This window comes from Pseudonocardia yuanmonensis (genome assembly GCF_039542425.1).
Classification (GTDB): Bacteria; Actinomycetota; Actinomycetes; order Mycobacteriales; family Pseudonocardiaceae; genus Pseudonocardia; species Pseudonocardia yuanmonensis.
The window spans coordinates 137334-154149 of record NZ_BAABIC010000007.1; the positions used below are offsets into that span (position 1 = coordinate 137334).

Sequence of the window (16816 nt, forward strand, 5' to 3'; positions counted from 1 at the left end):
TTCCTCACGGGGACGCCGGTCCTGGGGACCGGCCTGTGGTGGGGGCGGTGGGGTCGGTGGTGGGCGCGCTCAGCGGCCCGTGGACGGGGACTTGCAGGCGGGGCAGAGGCCCCAGTACACGACCTCGGCCTCGTGGATCTCGAAGCCGGCGTCGTTCGACGCGGTCAGGCAGGGCGTCTCGCCGACGGCGCAGTCGACGTCGCTCACCGCGCCGCAGGAGCGGCACACGACGTGGTGGTGGTTGTCGCCCACCCGTGCCTCGTAGCGGGCGACCGAGCCCGCCGGCTGGAAGCGGCGGACCAGGCCGGCGTCGGTGAGGACGCGCAGGACGTCGTACACCGCCTGGTGCGACACCGATCCGAGCCGCGCCCGGGTCGCCGCGATCAGGGTCTCGGTGTCGGCATGGGGGTGGTCGTGCACCGCGGACAGCACCGCCTTGCGCGGCGCGGTGACGCGCAGCGCGGCCTCCCGGAGGGATTGCTCGACCTGCCCGCGGCTCTGCACGACGCCGATCCCACCACGAAGACCGGACTGGATCAAGTCCAGAAAAGGCGTTCTTTCGAAGGAATCGACACCGGTGCACGCGCGCGACGACGATGTCGTTCGACCACGCGCGGACAGGCCGCCGACGGCGGGAACGATGGGTGCGGGGGAGAGGAGGCGAGCGTGACCGAGGAGGAGATGATCGTCGAGTTCGCGCTCACCCGGCTGGACAACCCCGACCTGGACCTCGAGGAGATCGCGGCGCTGCTGGTCCGCCGGGTCGGACCCGAACGCATGCTCCAGTTCGCCTCGCAGAACCTGGCGACCCGCGGCGAGCTGCGCGGGCCGCTGTTCGAGTCGGCGGTGGAGCACGTCCTGCGGGTCGTGCTCACCCTGCGGGACGGCGCCGGGGACTGAGACGCGACCGGTCAGGCGTCCGTCAGGTCCCGCTCCGGGAGGGAGCCGAGCGACTCGAAGGCCGACCGGAAGGGGCCGACGTCGCCCCGCTCGGTCCACCTCGCGAGCTGCGCCGCCGAGCGGCGGGTCATCAGCAGCCGCGCCAGGTCGAAGTCGGAGGCGCGGACCAGCACCAGAGCGTCCTCGACGGTGCCGGTGGGCGTCCACCGCCAGTTCTCGCCGACCAGGGCGACCGACGGGCCGTCCGGCAGCCGGTCCGCCAGCCGCCCGGCGAAGCGGTCCCGGATCGCCCACAGCCCCGGCGTGTCCCGGGCGCCGGGGGCGTGCAGCGCCCCGCGCAGGTCCTGCTCGTGGATGACGACGTCGCCGAGCGGGCGGGCGCCGTGGCCGCGCATCCACTCCCGCAGCGGCTCGGCGATCTCCTGCCACTCCGCCACGAGCTCGGCGACGCTGCGCCCGCGGCGCTTCTCGACCTGCGCGGCCGTCCACGTCTCGTTGTGGTCGTCCGGCTCGTCGCCGGCGACGACGTCCGCGCCGAGCCCGACCATGTGCGAGAACAGGTCGCGCACCGTCCAGTCCGGGCAGGCCGGCACCCGCACCTCCGGGTCGGGCGCGCCGGAGACCAGCTCGACGACCCGCCGCTGCGCCTGCGTCCACTCGTCGATCGGGTCCACGTCCGGCAGCCAACCACCGGACGGACCCGTGCGCGAGCGCATGGTGGGACCACACCGCCCTCGCCGTTCGGCGCCTCCGGGTGACCGGCCGCGGCCCCGGCGTTTCCCGTGTGGGTGCGGGGCGTTGGACGGAGTGCCCGGTCGGTGACGCAGATCTACTCAGCGTGACCGGGCAACCCCGGAGGGTGTGTGGGCGTCTTCCTCTCGGAAGGCCACCACATCGACACGAGGAGCGGCAGGGCTTGGGTACGCGGCGCTTCGCATCAGCCACCGGCACACGCACCGGCACACGCAGGGCGGTCCTCGCGACCGTCGTCGCCGCGATCGGGCTCGCCGGGGTCCTGGTCGCCGGCCCGGCCTCCGCCGAGTCGCCCGCCGCCCAGCGGGCGCACGCGGAGCCGCTGGTGGAGGGCACACCCTGCTCGGTCTCGGCCCGGGCGTGCGTCGACCTCGAGTCCCAGCAGGCCTGGCTGATCCAGGACGGGAAGGTGATCCGGGGGCCGGTGCGGATCTCGTCCGGGGGCAACGGCCAGGAGACGCCGATCGGGCACTCGCTGCGCGTGTACCGCAAGGAGAAGGACCACCTGAGCCAGGAGTCCCGGCTGCCCAACGGGGACCCGGCCCCGATGCCGTGGTCCGTGTTCTTCGAGGACGGCGGCATCGCCTTCCACGCCGGCAGCCCCGACCGGTCGTCGGCCGGGTGCATCCACCTGGAGCCCGCGGACGCCGAGGCCTGGTTCACCTACCTCCAGATCGGCGACATGGTGCAGGTCGTGAAGGCGTCGGAGGAGATGGCGGCGCGCACCCCGCAGCCCGCCCCGGCGCAGCGGTAGCCGGACGCGGGAGTGGCCCGGCCCCTCCGGGCCGGGCCGTCGTCCCGCGGGGTCAGCTCGCGTCGGCCGGAAGTGCGACCTTGCCGGCGGAGCGGGTGCGCGGGCGCCCGACGAAACCCGTGCCGTAGGCCACGACGACGGCCGCGGCCACCACGAGGTCCCAGCTCAGGCAGACGATCGTGTACGGCTCGGGGGCGAAGACCCGGCCGGGGCCGACGTTGTGCAGCACGATGTCCCACACCGGGTGCAGGGCCCAGCCCGCCGCCAGCCAGTACGGCGAGCGCCGGATGCCGAGCACGGCCATCCCGCCGTAGACCAGGATGCCGACGAGCTCGGTGACCAGCCAGGCGCCGCCGGCTTCTCCCTGGGCGGCGAACACGACGTAGAACACGGCGGCGGCGACCAGGACGCCGGCGAGCAGGACGCGTCCGACGACGTCGCGGACGTAGCGGGACAGGGCGATGCCGACGAGCGAGCAGAAGGCGCCTCCGACGGCACCCTCGACGAGCAGTTCGACCATGACGATCGGTTCCTCTCGGACGTGGCGCCGGGCGTGACCCGCCCGGCGGGGCAGGGGAGGGGTCAGGACCGGGCCGCGCAGTGGCCCGTGTACTCGGCGCGGCGGAGCAGCATCGCCGCGGCCATCGCGGGCAGCATCAGCACGTGGCCGCCGACCATCACGGTGCCCGCGGAGACCAGGCCGGCCCACAGCGGCGGGAACAGCACGAGGAACGGCAGGTACATCGCGGCGGCCATCTCGAGGGTCGCCGGCCAACCGTGACCGCGGACGCGCATCCAGGCGCACATCGCGACGGACATGTTCGTGGCCATGACCAGGGCCGCCGGCTCGGTGGCGTGGAGCACCGGCGTCCAGCCGAGGGCGTCGCCGGCCAGCGACCAGAGCGGGCCGAGGGCGACCATGCCGACGATCATCGCCACGACCATCTCCAGGTAGTGGCGGACGAAGTGGCCGGTCGGGGTGGTGGGGCGGAGCAGGGTCTTCACAGGGGACTCCCGGTTCTGTCGGGGACGGGCCGGAGGGCGGGTCAGGGTGCGACGCGGTGGCCGGTGCGGGCGATGGCGGCACGCACCCGGTCCGGTGCCGCCGCCCCGGACACGCGCACGGTCCTGCCGGGCAGGTCGACCTCGACGGCGGTGACCCCGGCGACGTCGCCGACCCCGGCGGAGACGGCGCGGACGCAGTGCTCGCACGTCATGTCCGGCACCCGCAGTTCGAGTACTCCCACGGCGTTCCCTCCTCCGGTGCGTCCGCGGTCCGGACGCCTGGGAGAAGGGTCGGCGGGGCCGCTGTCCGGCCGCTGTTCCCGCGCTGTCCGGGGCGGACGGGACGGGACGGCGTCCGTCCCGGTCGGCCGGCGGCCGGGAGCGACGGACCCCGGACCGGAGGAGTGCGGGGCCCGTCAGTCCCGGGCGACGAGCGGGCCGGGGCCCGTGCAGTGCCCCTCGGCGAGGGCGTCGGCGAGGGCCCGCTCACCGAGGGCCGCCCGTGCACCGGACCGGGCGCGGTCGACGTCCGCCTGCTCGACGGCGTCGGCGGGGTGTCCGGTCCCCTCGCGGTCGGATGCGGCGGCGCCGAGCAGGCGGGCGGCCCGGACGGCCTCGTCGCTGCCGCCGCGGGCGACCGCGACGCAGGCCAGGCCCTCGAGCACGGCGGGCCGGACGGCCGCGCCCCCGAGCTCGAGCGCCCGGCGGTGGGTGCACTCCGCGGCGGCGAGCTCGCCGGACAGCTCGAGCACGTGCCCCAGCTGGACGGCGAGCGTGGCGGCCAGCCCGCCGATGCCGGCGGCCACGAGGTGCTCGACGGCCGCGGCGAGCACGGACCGGGCGGTGGGCAGGTCGCCGCGGCGGCGCGCGTCGATGCCGCGGACGAGCGCGGCGAAGGCCGCACCGGGACCCGCACCGAGCCGGCGGGCGGTCTCCTCGGCCTCCGCGCAGCGCTGCAGGGCGCGGTCGCGGTCACCGAGGAGCAGGGCGCAGTACGCCAGCTCGGCCTGCATCCACTGCAGGGTCAGCAGCAGGCCGAGCTCCGTGGCGAGCCGGGCCGACCGTTCGATCAGCGGCACGGCCTCCGCGGGCCGCCCGGACAGGCGCACCGCCGTGCCGTGGTGGCCCAGCACCGCGGAGTGGCCCCACCGGTCGCCCAGAGCCGCGAAGCCCTCGGCCGCCCGGAGGGCGAGCCGTTCGGCCTCGGCGAGCGGGACGGACCCGGTGCGGAACCCGATCTCGGCCCGGACGAAGGTGGTCAGCGCCAGCCCCCACTCGTCGCCGGCGCAGGTCAGGGCCTGCTCCGCCGTGGTCAGGAGCTCCTCGGCGCCCGCCGGGTCGGCTCCGGTCACGCCCTCGACGGCCAGCAGGATCCGCGCGTAGGTCGCGGTCGCGTCCGCCCCCGCCTCCTCGGCGGCGGCCAGACTCACCGCCGCCTCGGTGGCACATCGGGGGCTCGGGTGCACCACGCACGCGCCCGGTCGCCACACCAGCGACGCCGCCTGGTGGGCCACCGCGCGAGCCGCGGGCGAGCCGCCGACCGCCGCGTCGAGCACCCCGTCGACGACACGCCTGCCCTCGTCGTGGCGGCCGAAGTACCACCACCAGCCCAGCGCGCCCACCAGCCGCAGGCCGACCTCCGGGGCGTCGGCGACGTGATCGAGCGCCCACGCCAGCGCCGCGTCGACGTTGTCGCGCTCGCTCCGCAGCCGCGCCAGGGCGGCGTGCTGGTCACGGCCCCGCAACAGCGGTGCCGTGGCCTCGGCCAGGGCCAGCACCGCCTCGGCGTGCCGGCGGGCGAACTCGGCCCGTTCCCCGGCGTCGTCGAGCCTGCGGGCCGCATAGGCCCGCACGGTCTCCAACATCCGGAACCGGCCGTCGCCGCCGTGCGCGTCGACGACCAGCGACCGGGCGACGAGCCGGGTGAGCACGTCGAGCACCGCGCCGACGGACAGCGGGTCGCCGGCGCAGGCGGCCTCCGCCTCCTCCAGGGTCCAGCCGCCGCGGAACACGGCCAGCCGCCGGAGCAGGACCCGCTCCTCGTCGTCGAGCAGGGCGTGGCTCCAGTCGAGCGTGGCCTGCAGGGTGCGGTGTCGGGCGGCCGCCGTGCGCGAACCGGCGGTGAGCAGGGCGAAGCGGTCCGACAGGCGCTCGGCGATCCGGTCCACCGGCAGCACCGCGACCCGGGCCGCGGCGAGCTCGAGTGCCAGCGGCAGCCCGTCGAGCCGCCGGCAGATCTCGGCGACGGGCCCGAGGGTGGAGTCGTCGAGGACGAAACACGGAGCGGCCGCCCAGGCCCGCTCGGCGAACAGCCGGACCGCGTCGTTCCCCGCCAGTTCGTCCGGGCCGGCGTCGACCGGCGGCACCGGCAGCGGCCGTACCGGGAGCTGCACCTCGCCGGGTACCGCCAGGGCCTCCCGGCTGCTGGCCAGCACGTGCAGCGACGGACATCCCGCCAGCAGGCGCTGCACCAGGACCGCGCAGGCGTCCACGACGTGCTCGCAGTTGTCGACCACGAGCAGCATGCGGCTGTCGCGGAGCGCGCGGACCAGCCGCTCCGCCGGATCGACGGCGGCGTCCCCGGCGAGCCCGAGCGCGTCGACCACCGCGGTCGGCACCCGGGCGGGATCCTCGACCCCGGCCAGCTCCACCAGGACGACCCCGTCCGGGAACCGGTCGGGGACGGTGCGGGCCGCTTCGGTGGCCAACGTCGTCTTGCCCGCTCCGCCCGGCCCGGTCAGCGTGACCAGCCGCCGGTCCCGGCACAGCTGCGCCACCCGTTCCCGCTCCCGGTCGCGCCCCAGCACGGCCGTCAACCGGGCGGGCAACGGCGCGTAGGTCCGGGACTGCGCGACGGCCGGCGGGTCGAGGTCCGGGTGCCGGCGCAGCACCGCGTCGTGCAGCGCCTCCAGCTCCGGCGACGGGTCCAGGCCGAGCTGGTCGGCCAGCGCCCGGCGGAGGTCGGCGTACACCTGCAGCGCCTCGGCCTGCCGTCCCGCGCGGTAGAGCGCGGTCATCCGGTGCGCATGCAGCCGCTCGCGCAGCGGGTGCGCGGCCACCAGGGGCTCCACCTCGGCCAGGACCTCGGCGTCCCGGCCGGCCGCCAGCCGCAGCCGCGCACGCTCCTCGATCGCGGCCAGCCGCAGCTCCGCCAGCCGGGCCCGCTCGGGTCCCGCCCACGCCTCGTCGGCGAACTCGGCGAGCGGCTCGCCGCGCCACAGCGCCAGTGCCTCGGTGAGGAGCTCCTCCGCCCGGGCCGGATCGGCCCGGAGGGCCCGCTCCACCAGCTCGGGAACCCGCAGGGCGTCCACCCGGCCCGGCTCGACCTCGAGCACGTACCCGGGCGCCCGGGTCACGACGACGCCGGGGGCACCCGCCGCGGCCAGCGCCCGGCGCAGCTTCGACACCCGCGTCTGCAGCGCGTTGCCCGGGTCGTCGGGCAGCCGGTCGCCCCAGAGGTCGTCGATCAGCCCGGCGACCGGGACCGCCCGCCCGGCCCGCAGGGCCAGCAGGGTCAGGAGGGCCCGCTCGCCGCTGCGGCCGACCGTCCGCTCGTCCCCGTCCACCACGACGGCGACCGGGCCGAGGAGCCGTACCTCGATCATCGCCGCGGACCGGCCTTCGGGTGCGTGGACGTCACGGCGACAACCAATCACGGCACGACCCGGCAGGGCGAGCCCGGAACGTCGAGACCTGGGGGTTGACACGGATACCGCCACTCTCCATTATTGGAGAGCGACACTATCTGCTATCCGAGGAGGCGGCGATGGCGAGGACGGACGGCCGGCGGACGACCCACCAGCACGAGGGCGAGCTCGTGGTCTTCCTCATCGGCATGACGATCAACCGGTGGTGGCGGGTCGACCAGTGGTTCCCGACCCTGCTGGCCATGGGCCCGATGCTGCGCGAGCTCTCGAAGGACCCGGACTCGGGGCTGCTGGGGTTCCGCGGGCTGCTCGGCGCGGGCGGCCCGACCGTGGTCCAGTACTGGAGCTCGGTCGACAAGCTCTACGCCTACGCGAGCGACCGCACGGCCACCCACCGACCGGCCTGGGCCGCGTTCAACCGGCGGGCCCGCAAGGCTCCGGGCGTGGTCGGGGTGTGGCACGAGACGTACCGGGTCGCCCAGGCCGAGTCCGTCTACGTGGGCACGCCGGAGATGGGGCTGGCCGCGGCGACCGAGCGGGTCCCGGTCACCGGCCGCATCGACGCCGCCCGCCAGCGGATCGAGGCCGGCGGCACCGCCGCCTGAGGCACGGCGGTCCGACCGGTCCGACCGGCGGCCCGGCCCGCGGGGGCCCGATCGTGCGGTCCTGCCGAGGTCAGGCGCGGCTAACATCGTCCCGTGGGGACCATGACACCCGCGGTCGAGGACTACCTCAAGACGATCTTCCTGCTGTCCACGCGCGGGGAGACCGTCACGACCGGTGCGCTCGCGAAGGAGCTGCAGGTGTCCTCGCCGTCCGTGTCGGCCATGGTCAAACGGCTGGCCGACGGCGAGCTGGTCCGGCGCGGCCGCACCCTCACCCTCACCGCGGCGGGCGAGCAGGCCGCGCTGCGGGTCGTCCGGCGGCACCGGCTGCTGGAGACCTTCCTGGTCCGGGCCCTGGAGATGCCCTGGGACGAGGTGCACGAGGAGGCCGAGCAGCTCGAGCACGCGCTGAGCGACCGGCTGGAGGCGCGGATCGACGCCGCGCTGGGCCATCCCACGCACGACCCGCACGGCGATCCCATCCCGGGGGCGGCGGGCCGGCACGACGAGAGCTGGGGCCAGCCCCTCGCCGTCGCGCCGGAAGGCTGCCGCTTCGAGATCGAGCGGGTCTCGGACCGGCGCAGCGACGCGCTGCGCTACCTCGGCGAACGCGGGCTGCGGCCGGGCGTGGTCGTCGAGGTCGAGGAGCAGGACCCGTACGGCGGGCCGCGGTGGGTGCGGGTGTCGGGTGAGCGGGTCGCGCTGGCGCCGCTGCTCACCGGGCTGATCCACGGCCGGGTCGTCCGCTAGTCCCCACGCCCGATGGCCCCGACGAGCCGACGCGCCGACGGCCCTGGGGAGGGGCCGGCCGGCGCGTCGGAATGGGTGCGCCCGGTTCGGGGGTTCCGGGCACCGTGGGGAGCGGACGCTCAGCCCGCGAGGGAGGCGATCTGCGAGGCGATGTCGCCCGTGGACGGCGCCCCGAGGTCACTGGTGGGGAGCGCCGTGTCCTGGGTGTCGAGGTCCTGGTCCGAGGTCGACGGCAGGGCGGGCGGGGCCGGCAGCTCCGGGCCGGCCAGCGGCAGCGAGGCCTGCGGGGTGGCGAGCTCGCCGCCGGTGGTCGGCAGGTGGTCCTGCACGGCCGCGGGCAGCTCGGGCAGCGCCGCGCTGCCCGGACCGGCCTCGTGGGCCGCCTCGTGCGAGGCGGCCGGGATCTCGCCCGCCGTGGAGCTGTTGCCGCTGCTGTCGAGCGACACGTTCGGGGCCTCGAGGTTCGCGACCCCGGGCACCGAGAAGGAGCTGAAGTCCGTCGGCACGCTCGGGGCGGAGTCGAGCGAGGGGGCCGCCAGCGCCGGGGCCTCGGGCAGGGCCGCGGACCCGGTGGGCAGCTCGGGCGTCGCCGGCAGCGACGGCAGGTCGGCGGCGAACGCCTGGCCCGCGAAGGCGGCGCCGAGGGCGGCGACACCGGCGACGGTGGCCGTCGTGGCGAGCGTGCGCCTGGCGAGACTGCTCATGTCTGGGGGTCCTTCCGATCGGGGGGAAACCGGATGTCGAACGTCGCTCGACTCGCGTGTGGATCTGCGGGGCCAACGAAGATGCCGTTACCGGGTTGTGCCCTCGAACCGCTCTTCACCCGATGCGGTGGCCACAAAGACGCAGGTCACACGCGTTTCACCGCGTCGGGGGAGCGGCGGTGCTTGACGCCGGGACATCTCGGTGCCGTCACGGCGGACGGCGCCTCGACGCGGGGACGATCCACTCGGGATGATCGGGCGTGTGGGTGTTCGGGGACTGCTCGCGGCCGGCGTCGGCACGGGCCTGGGACTGGTTGGGGCCGGCGCGGTCGGGGTCGGCCGGTACTACGCCGACGTGCTGCTCGACCCGGTGCGGATCGTCGCCTATCCCGAGCGGGTGCTGCGCGCCGACGCCGACGCCGTGACCCTGGCCGGCAGCCGGCTCGTCCGCCAGCCCGGGGTGTGGGGCCTGCGCTGGACGGACGGGCTCGCGGTGCTCGGGCGGGTGCTCTCCGACGACCGGCACGGGGTGCGCCGGGTCCTGCTGTCCGGACCGGTGCCGCCGGAGGGACCGGCCGTCGTCGACGCCGGGCCGTTCGACCCGGACCCGGGAGCCCGGGGTCTCGACTTCCGCGAGGTCCACGTGGCGACCCCGCTGGGTTCGGCTCCCGCGTGGGAGGTCCCCGGGGCACGGGACGTGTGGGCGGTCGCGGTGCACGGCCGCGGCGGTCGGCGGCGCGAGGCGCTGCGGATCCTCCCGGTGCTGCACCGGCTCGGCCTGCCGGTCCTGGTGATCAGCTACCGCAACGACGACGAGGCCCCGCCCAGCCCGGACGGCCGCTTCCACCTCGGCGACACCGAGTGGGAGGACCTCGAGGCCGCGGTCGGCCACGCGCGCGGGCACGGGGCGCGGCGGATCGTGCTCGTCGGCTGGTCGATGGGCGCCGCGATCGGCGGGGCCTTCCTCGACCGCTCGCCCGCTGCCGAGCTCGTCGACGCCGTGGTGTGGGACGCGCCGCTGGTCGACTGGCGGGCGACGCTGCGCCGGCAGGCCCGCAACCGGCTGCTCCCGCCGCAGCTGATCCCGGTCGCGACCGCGATCACCCGCCGTCGGATCGGCATCGACTTCGACGACTTCGACCTGCTGCGGCACCCGCCGGCGCGCCGGCCACCGACGCTGATCGTGCACAGCACCCCGGACACGGCGGTGCCGGTCGAGCCGAGCCGCGCGCTGGCCGCGGCCGGCCGGGACCTGGGCTGGCCCATCCGGTACGTCGAGGTCGGCGGGGTGGAGCACACCGCCGCGTGGAACGCCGATCCCGAGCGCTACGAGCGCGCGGTCGCGGCGTTCCTCACGGAGGTCCTGCCCGGGACGACCTAGGAGTGGCCGTTGCGGGCCGCCGCGGCCGGGGACCCCGCCTCGAGGGCGACGTCTCCCGGTGGGGTCGTGGCCGGCGGCTCGGTGGCCGGCTCGACGGGCTGGGGGCGGCGGGACAGCACGAACCAGCCGGCGATCGACAGGGCCGTGATCAGCAGGCCCGCGCCGATCCACCACCAGCGGCGCGGCGACGGGGTGCCGGGGTCGATCCGGGCGGCCAGCTCGCGCCGGGCCTGGAGCACGCCCTCGTCGAGCCGCTCACGGGCGGTCGCGGCGGCCGCCCCGGCGAGGGCCTCGGCCCGGCCGGCCAGCCGGCCCGCCCGCTCGGCCAGGACCGGCAGGCCCTCCTCCACCTTGCCGACGACCTCGTGCGCGAGTTCCTCGACCGTGCCGCCCAGCGACGACAGGGCGGCCTCCGCCTGGTCGCGGGCGCGGCCGAGCGCGTCGCGCGTGCCTGGGGGAATGCTCGGGGCGTTCATGGGGCCTCCGCTCGTGGTGTGCCGGGGTGGCGTGCCCCACCGACCCTGGCACGATGGACGACGTGACTGCACCAGCCAACTCGAAGCAGACCGCGACGCTGCGGACGTCCGAGGGCGACATCCGGATCATCCTCTTCCCGGACCACGCCCCCAAGACCGTGGAGAACTTCGTCGGTCTCGCGACCGGCAAGAAGGACTACTCGCAGCCGAACGCCTCCGGTGGCGACAGCGGGCCGTTCTACGACGGCTCCGTCTTCCACCGCGTGATCAGCGGCTTCATGATCCAGGGCGGCGACCCGACCGGTACCGGTCGCGGCGGCCCGGGCTACCAGTTCGGGGACGAGTTCCACCCCGAGCTGAAGTTCGACCGGCCGTACCTGCTGGCGATGGCGAACGCGGGCCCCGGCACCAACGGCTCGCAGTTCTTCATCACCGTGGGCCCGACCCCCCACCTCAACCGCCGGCACACCATCTTCGGCGAGGTGGCCGACGCGGAGTCGCGCGCCGTCGTCGACACGATCGCGAACACCGCCACCGACCGGGCGGACCGGCCGCTCACGGACGTCGTGATCCAGCACATCGACGTCGAGTAGGAGCCGAGTGACGTACCCCGCCGGACCGCCCGACCCCCCGCTGGACCCGGCACCGGACCCTGCGGCCGCGCTGCCCGGCTGTGCGCGGCACCCGGACCGTCCGACGGGACTGCGGTGCACGCGCTGTGGCCGGCCTGCCTGCCCGGAGTGTCTGCGGGACGCGGCGGTCGGGCAGCAGTGCGTCGACTGCGTGTACCAGGGCAGCCGGGGTGTCCGGCGGGGGAGGACGGTGGCGGGCGCCGAACCCGGCGGCCGTCCGCTCGTGGTGCCGGTGCTCGTGGCGCTCAACGTCGCGCTGTTCGCGCTCACCGCCGCCCAGGCGCGCAGCATCGGGTCGAACGACGCCGCGCCGCTCTTCCGCGAGTGGGTGCTCGTGCCGGGGCTGGTGGCCACCGGCGACTGGTGGCGCCCGGTGACGGCGGGCTTCCTGCACTACGGGCCGCTGCACCTGGTCTTCAACATGATGGCCCTGTGGGTGATCGGGCGGGAGCTCGAACCCGTGCTGGGCCGGGTCCGCTTCCTCGCGGTCTACCTGGTGGCGCTGCTCGGTGGCTCGGCCGCCGTGATGCTGTTCTCCTCGCCCGGCTCGCTGGTGGCCGGCGCCTCGGGCGCCGTGTTCGGGCTGATGGGCGCGCTGTTCGTGGTCGCCCGCCGGCTGCGGGTCCCGACGGGCCAGGTCGTGGGCCTGGTCGTGGTGAACCTCGTGCTGAGCGTGGTGGTACCGGGGATCTCGCTGGTCGGGCACCTGGGCGGGCTGGTGCTCGGTGCCGCCGCCACGGCCGCACTGGTCCACGTGCCGCCCGTGCGCAACCGCACGGTGCTGCAGGCCGGGGCCCTCGTGGTGCTCACGGTCGTGGTGCTGACGGTCATCGCCGGGCGGGCCGCCGCCGTCGCGTTCGTCTGACCTCGCGGGAGGCGCGGGTCGGGCCGGGGAACGACGTCGGTCCCCGGCCGCCGGTCTCACTCCGGCTTGCTGCACCCGCAGCCGGTGGAGCAGCCGTCGGTCCCGCGCATCGGCGTCCTGGCGATCATGGGCGATCTCCCTCTCCTCGTCGGCAGGACGAGCGTAGGAAGGCCGCGGCCGCCGGGGCGAGCCTCCGGAGGTGGCACGTGTGCCCGCGGAGGCTCGGCGGAGGGTGAGGGCCGCTGGACCGTCCGGGTGATCAACGCCGGGTCGACCGGGAGGCGGTCAGGAGCGGCTGGGGAGATACGGCCGCACGACCTCGGCGACGTCCTCGGGGTCCGCGCCGAGATCGAGCCGGCCCAGGACGACGAGCCGCTCCTCGCCGGCGACCAGCAGGTCCAGCTCGAGCAGGCTGGTCTCGCGGCCGAAGCGCCGCGTCCGCAGCACGCGGACCCGCTGCACGGCCGGCCAGTCGACGGCGCGCGTGCGGGTGAGACTGCGCACCTCGAGCCCGTGGGGGTGCAGGGCGAGCCGCGGCCGGGCGATCGTGCCGACCAGCGCGGCGTACCCCAGCCCGAGGGCGGCGACCCCGGCGATGAGCCGCCCGGCCGGGTCGGTGTCCGTCAGCAGCAGCGCCACGAGCCAGCCCAGTGCGCCCGCGGTGAGGACCCAGGCGAGGGCGACGAGCCCCGGGGCCGGGGCCCAGCGGTGTTCACGCATCGTAGCTGTGAAAGTTGTCCACAGGGCTTGTCCACAGTGGGGATGAATCACACACGTGTTGTTCCTGCTGGTCAGAGCCCCGGGTCATCGCATATGGCCTGGATCACGCAGCGTGACGGCGTGGTGGACTAGCGCCAGCGCATCGACATCAGCAGCGCGATGACGATCAGACCGAAGCCGACGAGGAAGTTCGCGCCGCCGAGCGCCTGCATGAAGGGGATCGCGTCGCGGGCCAGGTAGTCGGTGATCAGCCAGGCCAGCCCGAGGAGGCCGACACCCAGCATGATGGCGACGTACGCGGGATGGGTCGGGCCCTTGATCTTCACCGGCTTCCGGTCGGTCGCCGGCGGGGTGTAGGCGGCCTTCTTGCGGACCTTGGACTTCGGCATCGGGGACCTCGTGGACTTCTCGAGCGAGTGGCACGGCGTGGTGCGCGCCGATCGCGCGCACCGCTCGTGACCACCGTAGCGAACATGCCGACGCCGCGGGCCGCACGTGACCGGCGCGATCAGCCCGAACACCCCGGACCGGGCAGCCGGCGACCCGGGGGCGCGGGCGGCCGCCGTGCGGGCGCGGTCGGACCTGGGCGGTGAGGGCGGGGCGGCGACTCCCTCTCGGCGCCGGCACATCCGCGCGGGCGTCCCACACCCGCTGTGACCCGGCCTCACACCCGGGAGATCGGCGGCACACCCTGCCGACAGGGTGTGGGACGGCCGTCCGGATGTGCGGCCTGTCTGGCACGGTCGCCGTGGTCCGGCCGGGGTCAGCGGGTACGACACACCCGCCGGTTCGTTCCCCACCGCGTCGACGGCCTGCGCAACGCCCGCTCAGGGTGTGCGAGGGGACCACGCAGGGTGCGCCGCGCCTCGACGAGGTGTGCCGGGCGGGGTGAACCCTGGGCTCGGACCCGCTGCGCCCGGCTACGAACGAGCGAACGGCGCACTCGCTCACTAGGACTGAGCGAAAGCGCCGTTCGTGCGTCGAGGTCCGGACCCCCTATGGCCCGGCTCGGAGCTGCCGCGCCCGTCGGACGTGGAGCGCGGGGAAGGGTCAGACCTGGGCGGTGAGGGCGGCGACCTCGTCGCCGAGGCGGCGGACGAGCTCCTCCGGCACCTCGTGCCCGGCGCTGGCGAGCCAGTTCGCCAGCATCCGGTGCCCGCCCTCGGTGAGCACGGACTCGGGGTGGAACTGGACGCCCTCGACGGGCAGGTCCTTGTGCCGTACCGCCATGACCAGCCCGGTCTCGGTCCGCCCGGTCACCTCGAGCTCGACGGGCAGCGTGTCCGGCCGGATCGACAGCGAGTGGTACCGGGTGGCGGTGAAGGGCTCGGGCAGCCCGCGCAGCACGCCGACGCCGTCGTGGAACACCTGCGAGGTCTTGCCGTGGAGCAGCTCCGGCGCCCGCTCGACCACACCGCCCCAGGCCACGCCGATCGCCTGGTGGCCGAGGCAGACGCCCAGCAGCGGGAGATTGCGGTCCCCGGCGGCCTTGATGACGTCGATGCTGCGGCCGGCCTCCTCGGGGGTGCCGGGCCCGGGGCTGACCAGGACCGCGCCGACCTCGCCGAGCTCGTCCAGCCCGGCCGACAGCTCGTCGTTGCGCACGACGACCGGCTCGACGCCGAGCTGGGCCAGGTACTGGACGAGGTTGTAGACGAAGCTGTCGTAGTTGTCGACGACCAGGACGCGCATCAGTTCCCGCCTCCGAAGAATCCGCCGCCGGACGCCTGGCCCACGGTCAGCGTGACCGTGTCGTCCGGGTCGACGGACCGGCCGGCCGACGGGTCGGACGACACGACCTTGTTGTTCTGGGACTGGTCCGACACCTGGGTGGCCTGCAGCTGGTAGTTCCGGATGCCGGCCGAGCGCAGCTGGTCGACCGCGTCGTTCACCGACTGGCCGACGACGTCGGGCATCTGCACCTGGTTGCCGCGCGAGACCTGCAGCGTGATCGTGGTGCCCGGGGCGACCCGCGTGCCGGCCGCCGGGTTGGTGCCCACGACGCTGCCCTCCTCGCCGCCGCCGTCCACGTTCTGCGTCTGCACGGAGCTGAACCCGGCGTTGGCCAGCGCCTGCTTGGCCTGGTTCTCGCTCTGGCCGCTCACGTCCGGCACCGCGACCGTGGTCTGCTTCGTGCCGACCACGACGGACACGGCGCTGCCGCCCGGTGCGTCGACCCCGGCCGCCGGCGACGACGAGAGGATCGTGCCGACCCGGCTGGAGTCCGAGGTCTCCTGGGTGGACTGCTCGCCCAGCTTGAGACCCCGCTGCTCGAGCAGCGCGGCGGCCTCCTCCGGGGTCTTGCCGGTCAGCGCCGGCACCGTGGCCGAGGCGGGCCCGGTGCCCACGAAGATCGTGACGCGGCTGCGCTCGGCGACCTGGACGTTCGACCCGGGGTCGGTGCGCGTGACCTTGTTGGCGAGCGCGACCTCCGAGGGCTCCTGCTTGAGGTCGACGAGCAGCCCGGCGTTGACCACCGCGGTGCGCGCGGCGTCCGGGTCCTGCCCGACGACGTTCGGGACGGCGACCTGGTCCGGCTGCGCCGGCCCGCCGAGCACCTGGTAGGCGAAGAAGCCGATCAGGCCGAGCGCGGCGAGTACCGCGACGACGACCCCGACCGTGCGCCCGGTGCGCCGGCGCGGCTCCTCGTCCTCCCAGACCTGCGGGGGCGGCGGCGGGCCGTGCCGGCCGCCGCCGGAGATCCGCCGGGTGGCGGCGGTCTGCTCGGCGAGCAGCGCGGTGCGCTCGTCCTCGCTCATCACCATCGGCGCGAGCGGCTGCTGGCCGTTGCGCACCCGGATGAGGTCCTGCCGCATCTCGGCGGCCGACTGGTACCGGTTGGCCGGGTTCTTCGACAGCGCCTTGAGCACGACGGCGTCGAGCGCCGGCGGGATCTGCGGGTTGACCTCCGACGGGCGCCGCGGGTCCTCCCGCACGTGCTGGTAGGCCACCGCGACCGGGGTGTCCCCGGTGAACGGCGGCTCGCCGGTGAGCAGCTCGAACAGCACGCAGCCCGCGGCGTAGACGTCCGACCGCGCGTCGACCTGCTCACCGCGAGCCTGCTCCGGGGAGAGGTACTGCGCGGTGCCGATGACGGCCGCGGTCTGCGTGACGTTCTGCCCCTCGCCCAGCGCGCGGGCGATGCCGAAGTCCATCACCTTCACCGCGCCGTTGCGGGTGATCATGATGTTCGCGGGCTTGACGTCCCGGTGGATGATGCTGTGCCGGTGGCTGAAGTCCAGCGCGGCGCACACGTCCGCCATGACCTCGATGACCCGCTGCTGGGACAGCGGACCGGTGGTCTTGACGATCTCCCGCAGCGTCTGGCCGTCGACGTACTCCATGACGATGTACGGGAGCGGGCCGAACTCGCTCTGCGTCTCGCCGGTGTCGTAGACCGCGACGATCGCGGGGTGGTTGAGCGCGGCGGCGTTCTGCGCCTCACGGCGGAACCGCAGCTGGAACTGGGGGTCGCGCGCGAGGTCGGCGCGCAGCACCTTGATCGCGACGTCCCGGCCCAGCCGCGTGTCCATCCCGCGATGGACCTCGGACATGCCGCCGTAGCCGAGCGTGTCGCCCAGCTGGTAGCGCTCGGAGAGCAGCTTGGGGGTCGTCATCGGGTCC

General features: G+C 75.3%; 19 protein-coding genes. 7 read left to right on the forward strand and 12 right to left on the reverse strand.

What is annotated here, in order from left to right; genetic code table 11:
• Nucleotides 1-69: 69 nt before the first annotated feature.
• Nucleotides 70-504, reverse strand: coding sequence for a Fur family transcriptional regulator (locus tag ABD990_RS12530; protein ID WP_345380602.1), 435 nt, complete (start codon nucleotides 502-504; stop codon nucleotides 70-72).
• Between the two features lie 162 nt (nucleotides 505-666).
• On the opposite strand from ABD990_RS12530, the gene ABD990_RS12535 reads away from it, so the two are divergent.
• Entirely contained in the window at nucleotides 667-900 is a 234-nt protein-coding gene (locus ABD990_RS12535; RefSeq protein WP_345380603.1) for a hypothetical protein, read from the forward strand.
• Nucleotides 901-911: 11 nt separating this feature from the next.
• On the opposite strand, the gene ABD990_RS12540 is transcribed toward ABD990_RS12535, so the two are convergent.
• Nucleotides 912-1616 (reverse strand): maleylpyruvate isomerase family mycothiol-dependent enzyme, encoded by a 705-nt coding sequence (locus ABD990_RS12540; RefSeq protein ID WP_345380604.1) that lies wholly within the window; start codon nucleotides 1614-1616, stop codon nucleotides 912-914.
• 200 nt (nucleotides 1617-1816) lie between these two features.
• On the opposite strand from ABD990_RS12540, the gene ABD990_RS12545 reads away from it, so the two are divergent.
• A complete protein-coding gene (locus ABD990_RS12545) occupies nucleotides 1817-2407 on the forward strand; it encodes a L,D-transpeptidase (protein WP_345380605.1) in 591 nt (196 codons plus the stop codon).
• A 52-nt stretch (nucleotides 2408-2459) separates the two neighbouring features.
• Here the strand turns inward: ABD990_RS12545 and ABD990_RS12550 are convergent, their stop codons facing one another.
• The 4 genes from ABD990_RS12550 to ABD990_RS12565 form a co-directional block, all read right to left on the reverse strand.
• Complete coding sequence (locus ABD990_RS12550) at nucleotides 2460-2927, reverse strand: DUF6010 family protein (protein WP_345380606.1); 468 nt, start codon at nucleotides 2925-2927, stop codon at nucleotides 2460-2462.
• Between the two features lie 62 nt (nucleotides 2928-2989).
• Complete coding sequence (locus ABD990_RS12555) at nucleotides 2990-3412, reverse strand: hypothetical protein (protein WP_345380607.1); 423 nt, start codon at nucleotides 3410-3412, stop codon at nucleotides 2990-2992.
• 41 nt (nucleotides 3413-3453) lie between these two features.
• Nucleotides 3454-3654 carry a heavy-metal-associated domain-containing protein gene (locus ABD990_RS12560; protein ID WP_345380608.1) on the reverse strand — a complete coding sequence of 67 codons (201 nt, stop codon included), beginning with the start codon at nucleotides 3652-3654 and terminating at the stop codon, nucleotides 3454-3456.
• A gap of 174 nt (nucleotides 3655-3828) precedes the next feature.
• A complete protein-coding gene (locus tag ABD990_RS12565) occupies nucleotides 3829-7017 on the reverse strand; it encodes an ATP-binding protein (RefSeq protein WP_345380609.1) in 3189 nt (1062 codons plus the stop codon).
• Nucleotides 7018-7178: 161 nt separating this feature from the next.
• Here ABD990_RS12565 and ABD990_RS12570 point away from each other — a divergent pair, with 161 nt between their 5' ends.
• Together ABD990_RS12570 and ABD990_RS12575 are read left to right on the forward strand one after the other, a co-directional pair.
• A complete protein-coding gene (locus tag ABD990_RS12570; RefSeq protein WP_345380610.1) occupies nucleotides 7179-7664 on the forward strand; it encodes a DUF4188 domain-containing protein in 486 nt (161 codons plus the stop codon).
• A 102-nt stretch (nucleotides 7665-7766) separates the two neighbouring features.
• Entirely contained in the window at nucleotides 7767-8414 is a 648-nt protein-coding gene (locus ABD990_RS12575) for a metal-dependent transcriptional regulator (protein WP_345380772.1), read from the forward strand.
• A gap of 119 nt (nucleotides 8415-8533) precedes the next feature.
• Here the strand turns inward: ABD990_RS12575 and ABD990_RS12580 are convergent, their stop codons facing one another.
• Nucleotides 8534-9118, reverse strand: coding sequence for a hypothetical protein (locus tag ABD990_RS12580; protein WP_345380611.1), 585 nt, complete (start codon nucleotides 9116-9118; stop codon nucleotides 8534-8536).
• A gap of 262 nt (nucleotides 9119-9380) precedes the next feature.
• Between ABD990_RS12580 and ABD990_RS12585 the strand changes: the two genes are divergently transcribed.
• Complete coding sequence (locus tag ABD990_RS12585) at nucleotides 9381-10499, forward strand: alpha/beta hydrolase family protein (protein WP_345380612.1); 1119 nt, start codon at nucleotides 9381-9383, stop codon at nucleotides 10497-10499.
• Here ABD990_RS12585 and ABD990_RS12590 read toward each other — a convergent pair.
• Complete coding sequence (locus ABD990_RS12590; RefSeq protein WP_345380613.1) at nucleotides 10496-10975, reverse strand: hypothetical protein; 480 nt, start codon at nucleotides 10973-10975, stop codon at nucleotides 10496-10498. The two genes, ABD990_RS12585 and ABD990_RS12590, sit on opposite strands and share 4 nt — an antisense overlap.
• A 53-nt stretch (nucleotides 10976-11028) precedes the next feature.
• Here ABD990_RS12590 and ABD990_RS12595 point away from each other — a divergent pair, with 53 nt between their 5' ends.
• Both ABD990_RS12595 and ABD990_RS12600 read left to right on the forward strand, forming a co-directional pair.
• Nucleotides 11029-11568, forward strand: a complete 540-nt coding sequence (locus ABD990_RS12595; protein WP_345380614.1) for a peptidylprolyl isomerase — start codon at nucleotides 11029-11031, stop codon at nucleotides 11566-11568.
• A gap of 229 nt (nucleotides 11569-11797) precedes the next feature.
• Nucleotides 11798-12472: a rhomboid family intramembrane serine protease gene (locus tag ABD990_RS12600; protein WP_345380615.1), complete on the forward strand. Its 675-nt coding sequence runs from the start codon at nucleotides 11798-11800 to the stop codon at nucleotides 12470-12472.
• A gap of 285 nt (nucleotides 12473-12757) precedes the next feature.
• Here ABD990_RS12600 and ABD990_RS12605 read toward each other — a convergent pair whose 3' ends face one another.
• The 4 genes from ABD990_RS12605 to pknB all read right to left on the reverse strand — a co-directional run bounded on the left by ABD990_RS12605 (nucleotide 12758) and on the right by pknB (nucleotide 16809).
• Nucleotides 12758-13192 (reverse strand): PH domain-containing protein, encoded by a 435-nt coding sequence (locus ABD990_RS12605; protein ID WP_345380616.1) that lies wholly within the window; start codon nucleotides 13190-13192, stop codon nucleotides 12758-12760.
• Between the two features lie 128 nt (nucleotides 13193-13320).
• Nucleotides 13321-13581 carry a cell division protein CrgA gene (gene crgA / locus ABD990_RS12610; protein WP_345380617.1) on the reverse strand — a complete coding sequence of 87 codons (261 nt, stop codon included), beginning with the start codon at nucleotides 13579-13581 and terminating at the stop codon, nucleotides 13321-13323.
• Nucleotides 13582-14242: 661 nt separating this feature from the next.
• On the reverse strand, nucleotides 14243-14884 hold the full coding sequence (locus ABD990_RS12615) for an aminodeoxychorismate/anthranilate synthase component II (protein ID WP_345380618.1): 642 nt from the start codon (nucleotides 14882-14884) through the stop codon (nucleotides 14243-14245).
• Complete coding sequence (pknB, locus tag ABD990_RS12620; RefSeq protein WP_345380619.1) at nucleotides 14884-16809, reverse strand: Stk1 family PASTA domain-containing Ser/Thr kinase; 1926 nt, start codon at nucleotides 16807-16809, stop codon at nucleotides 14884-14886. The genes ABD990_RS12615 and pknB overlap by 1 nt, the downstream gene beginning before the upstream one ends.
• Nucleotides 16810-16816: the final 7 nt, after the last annotated feature.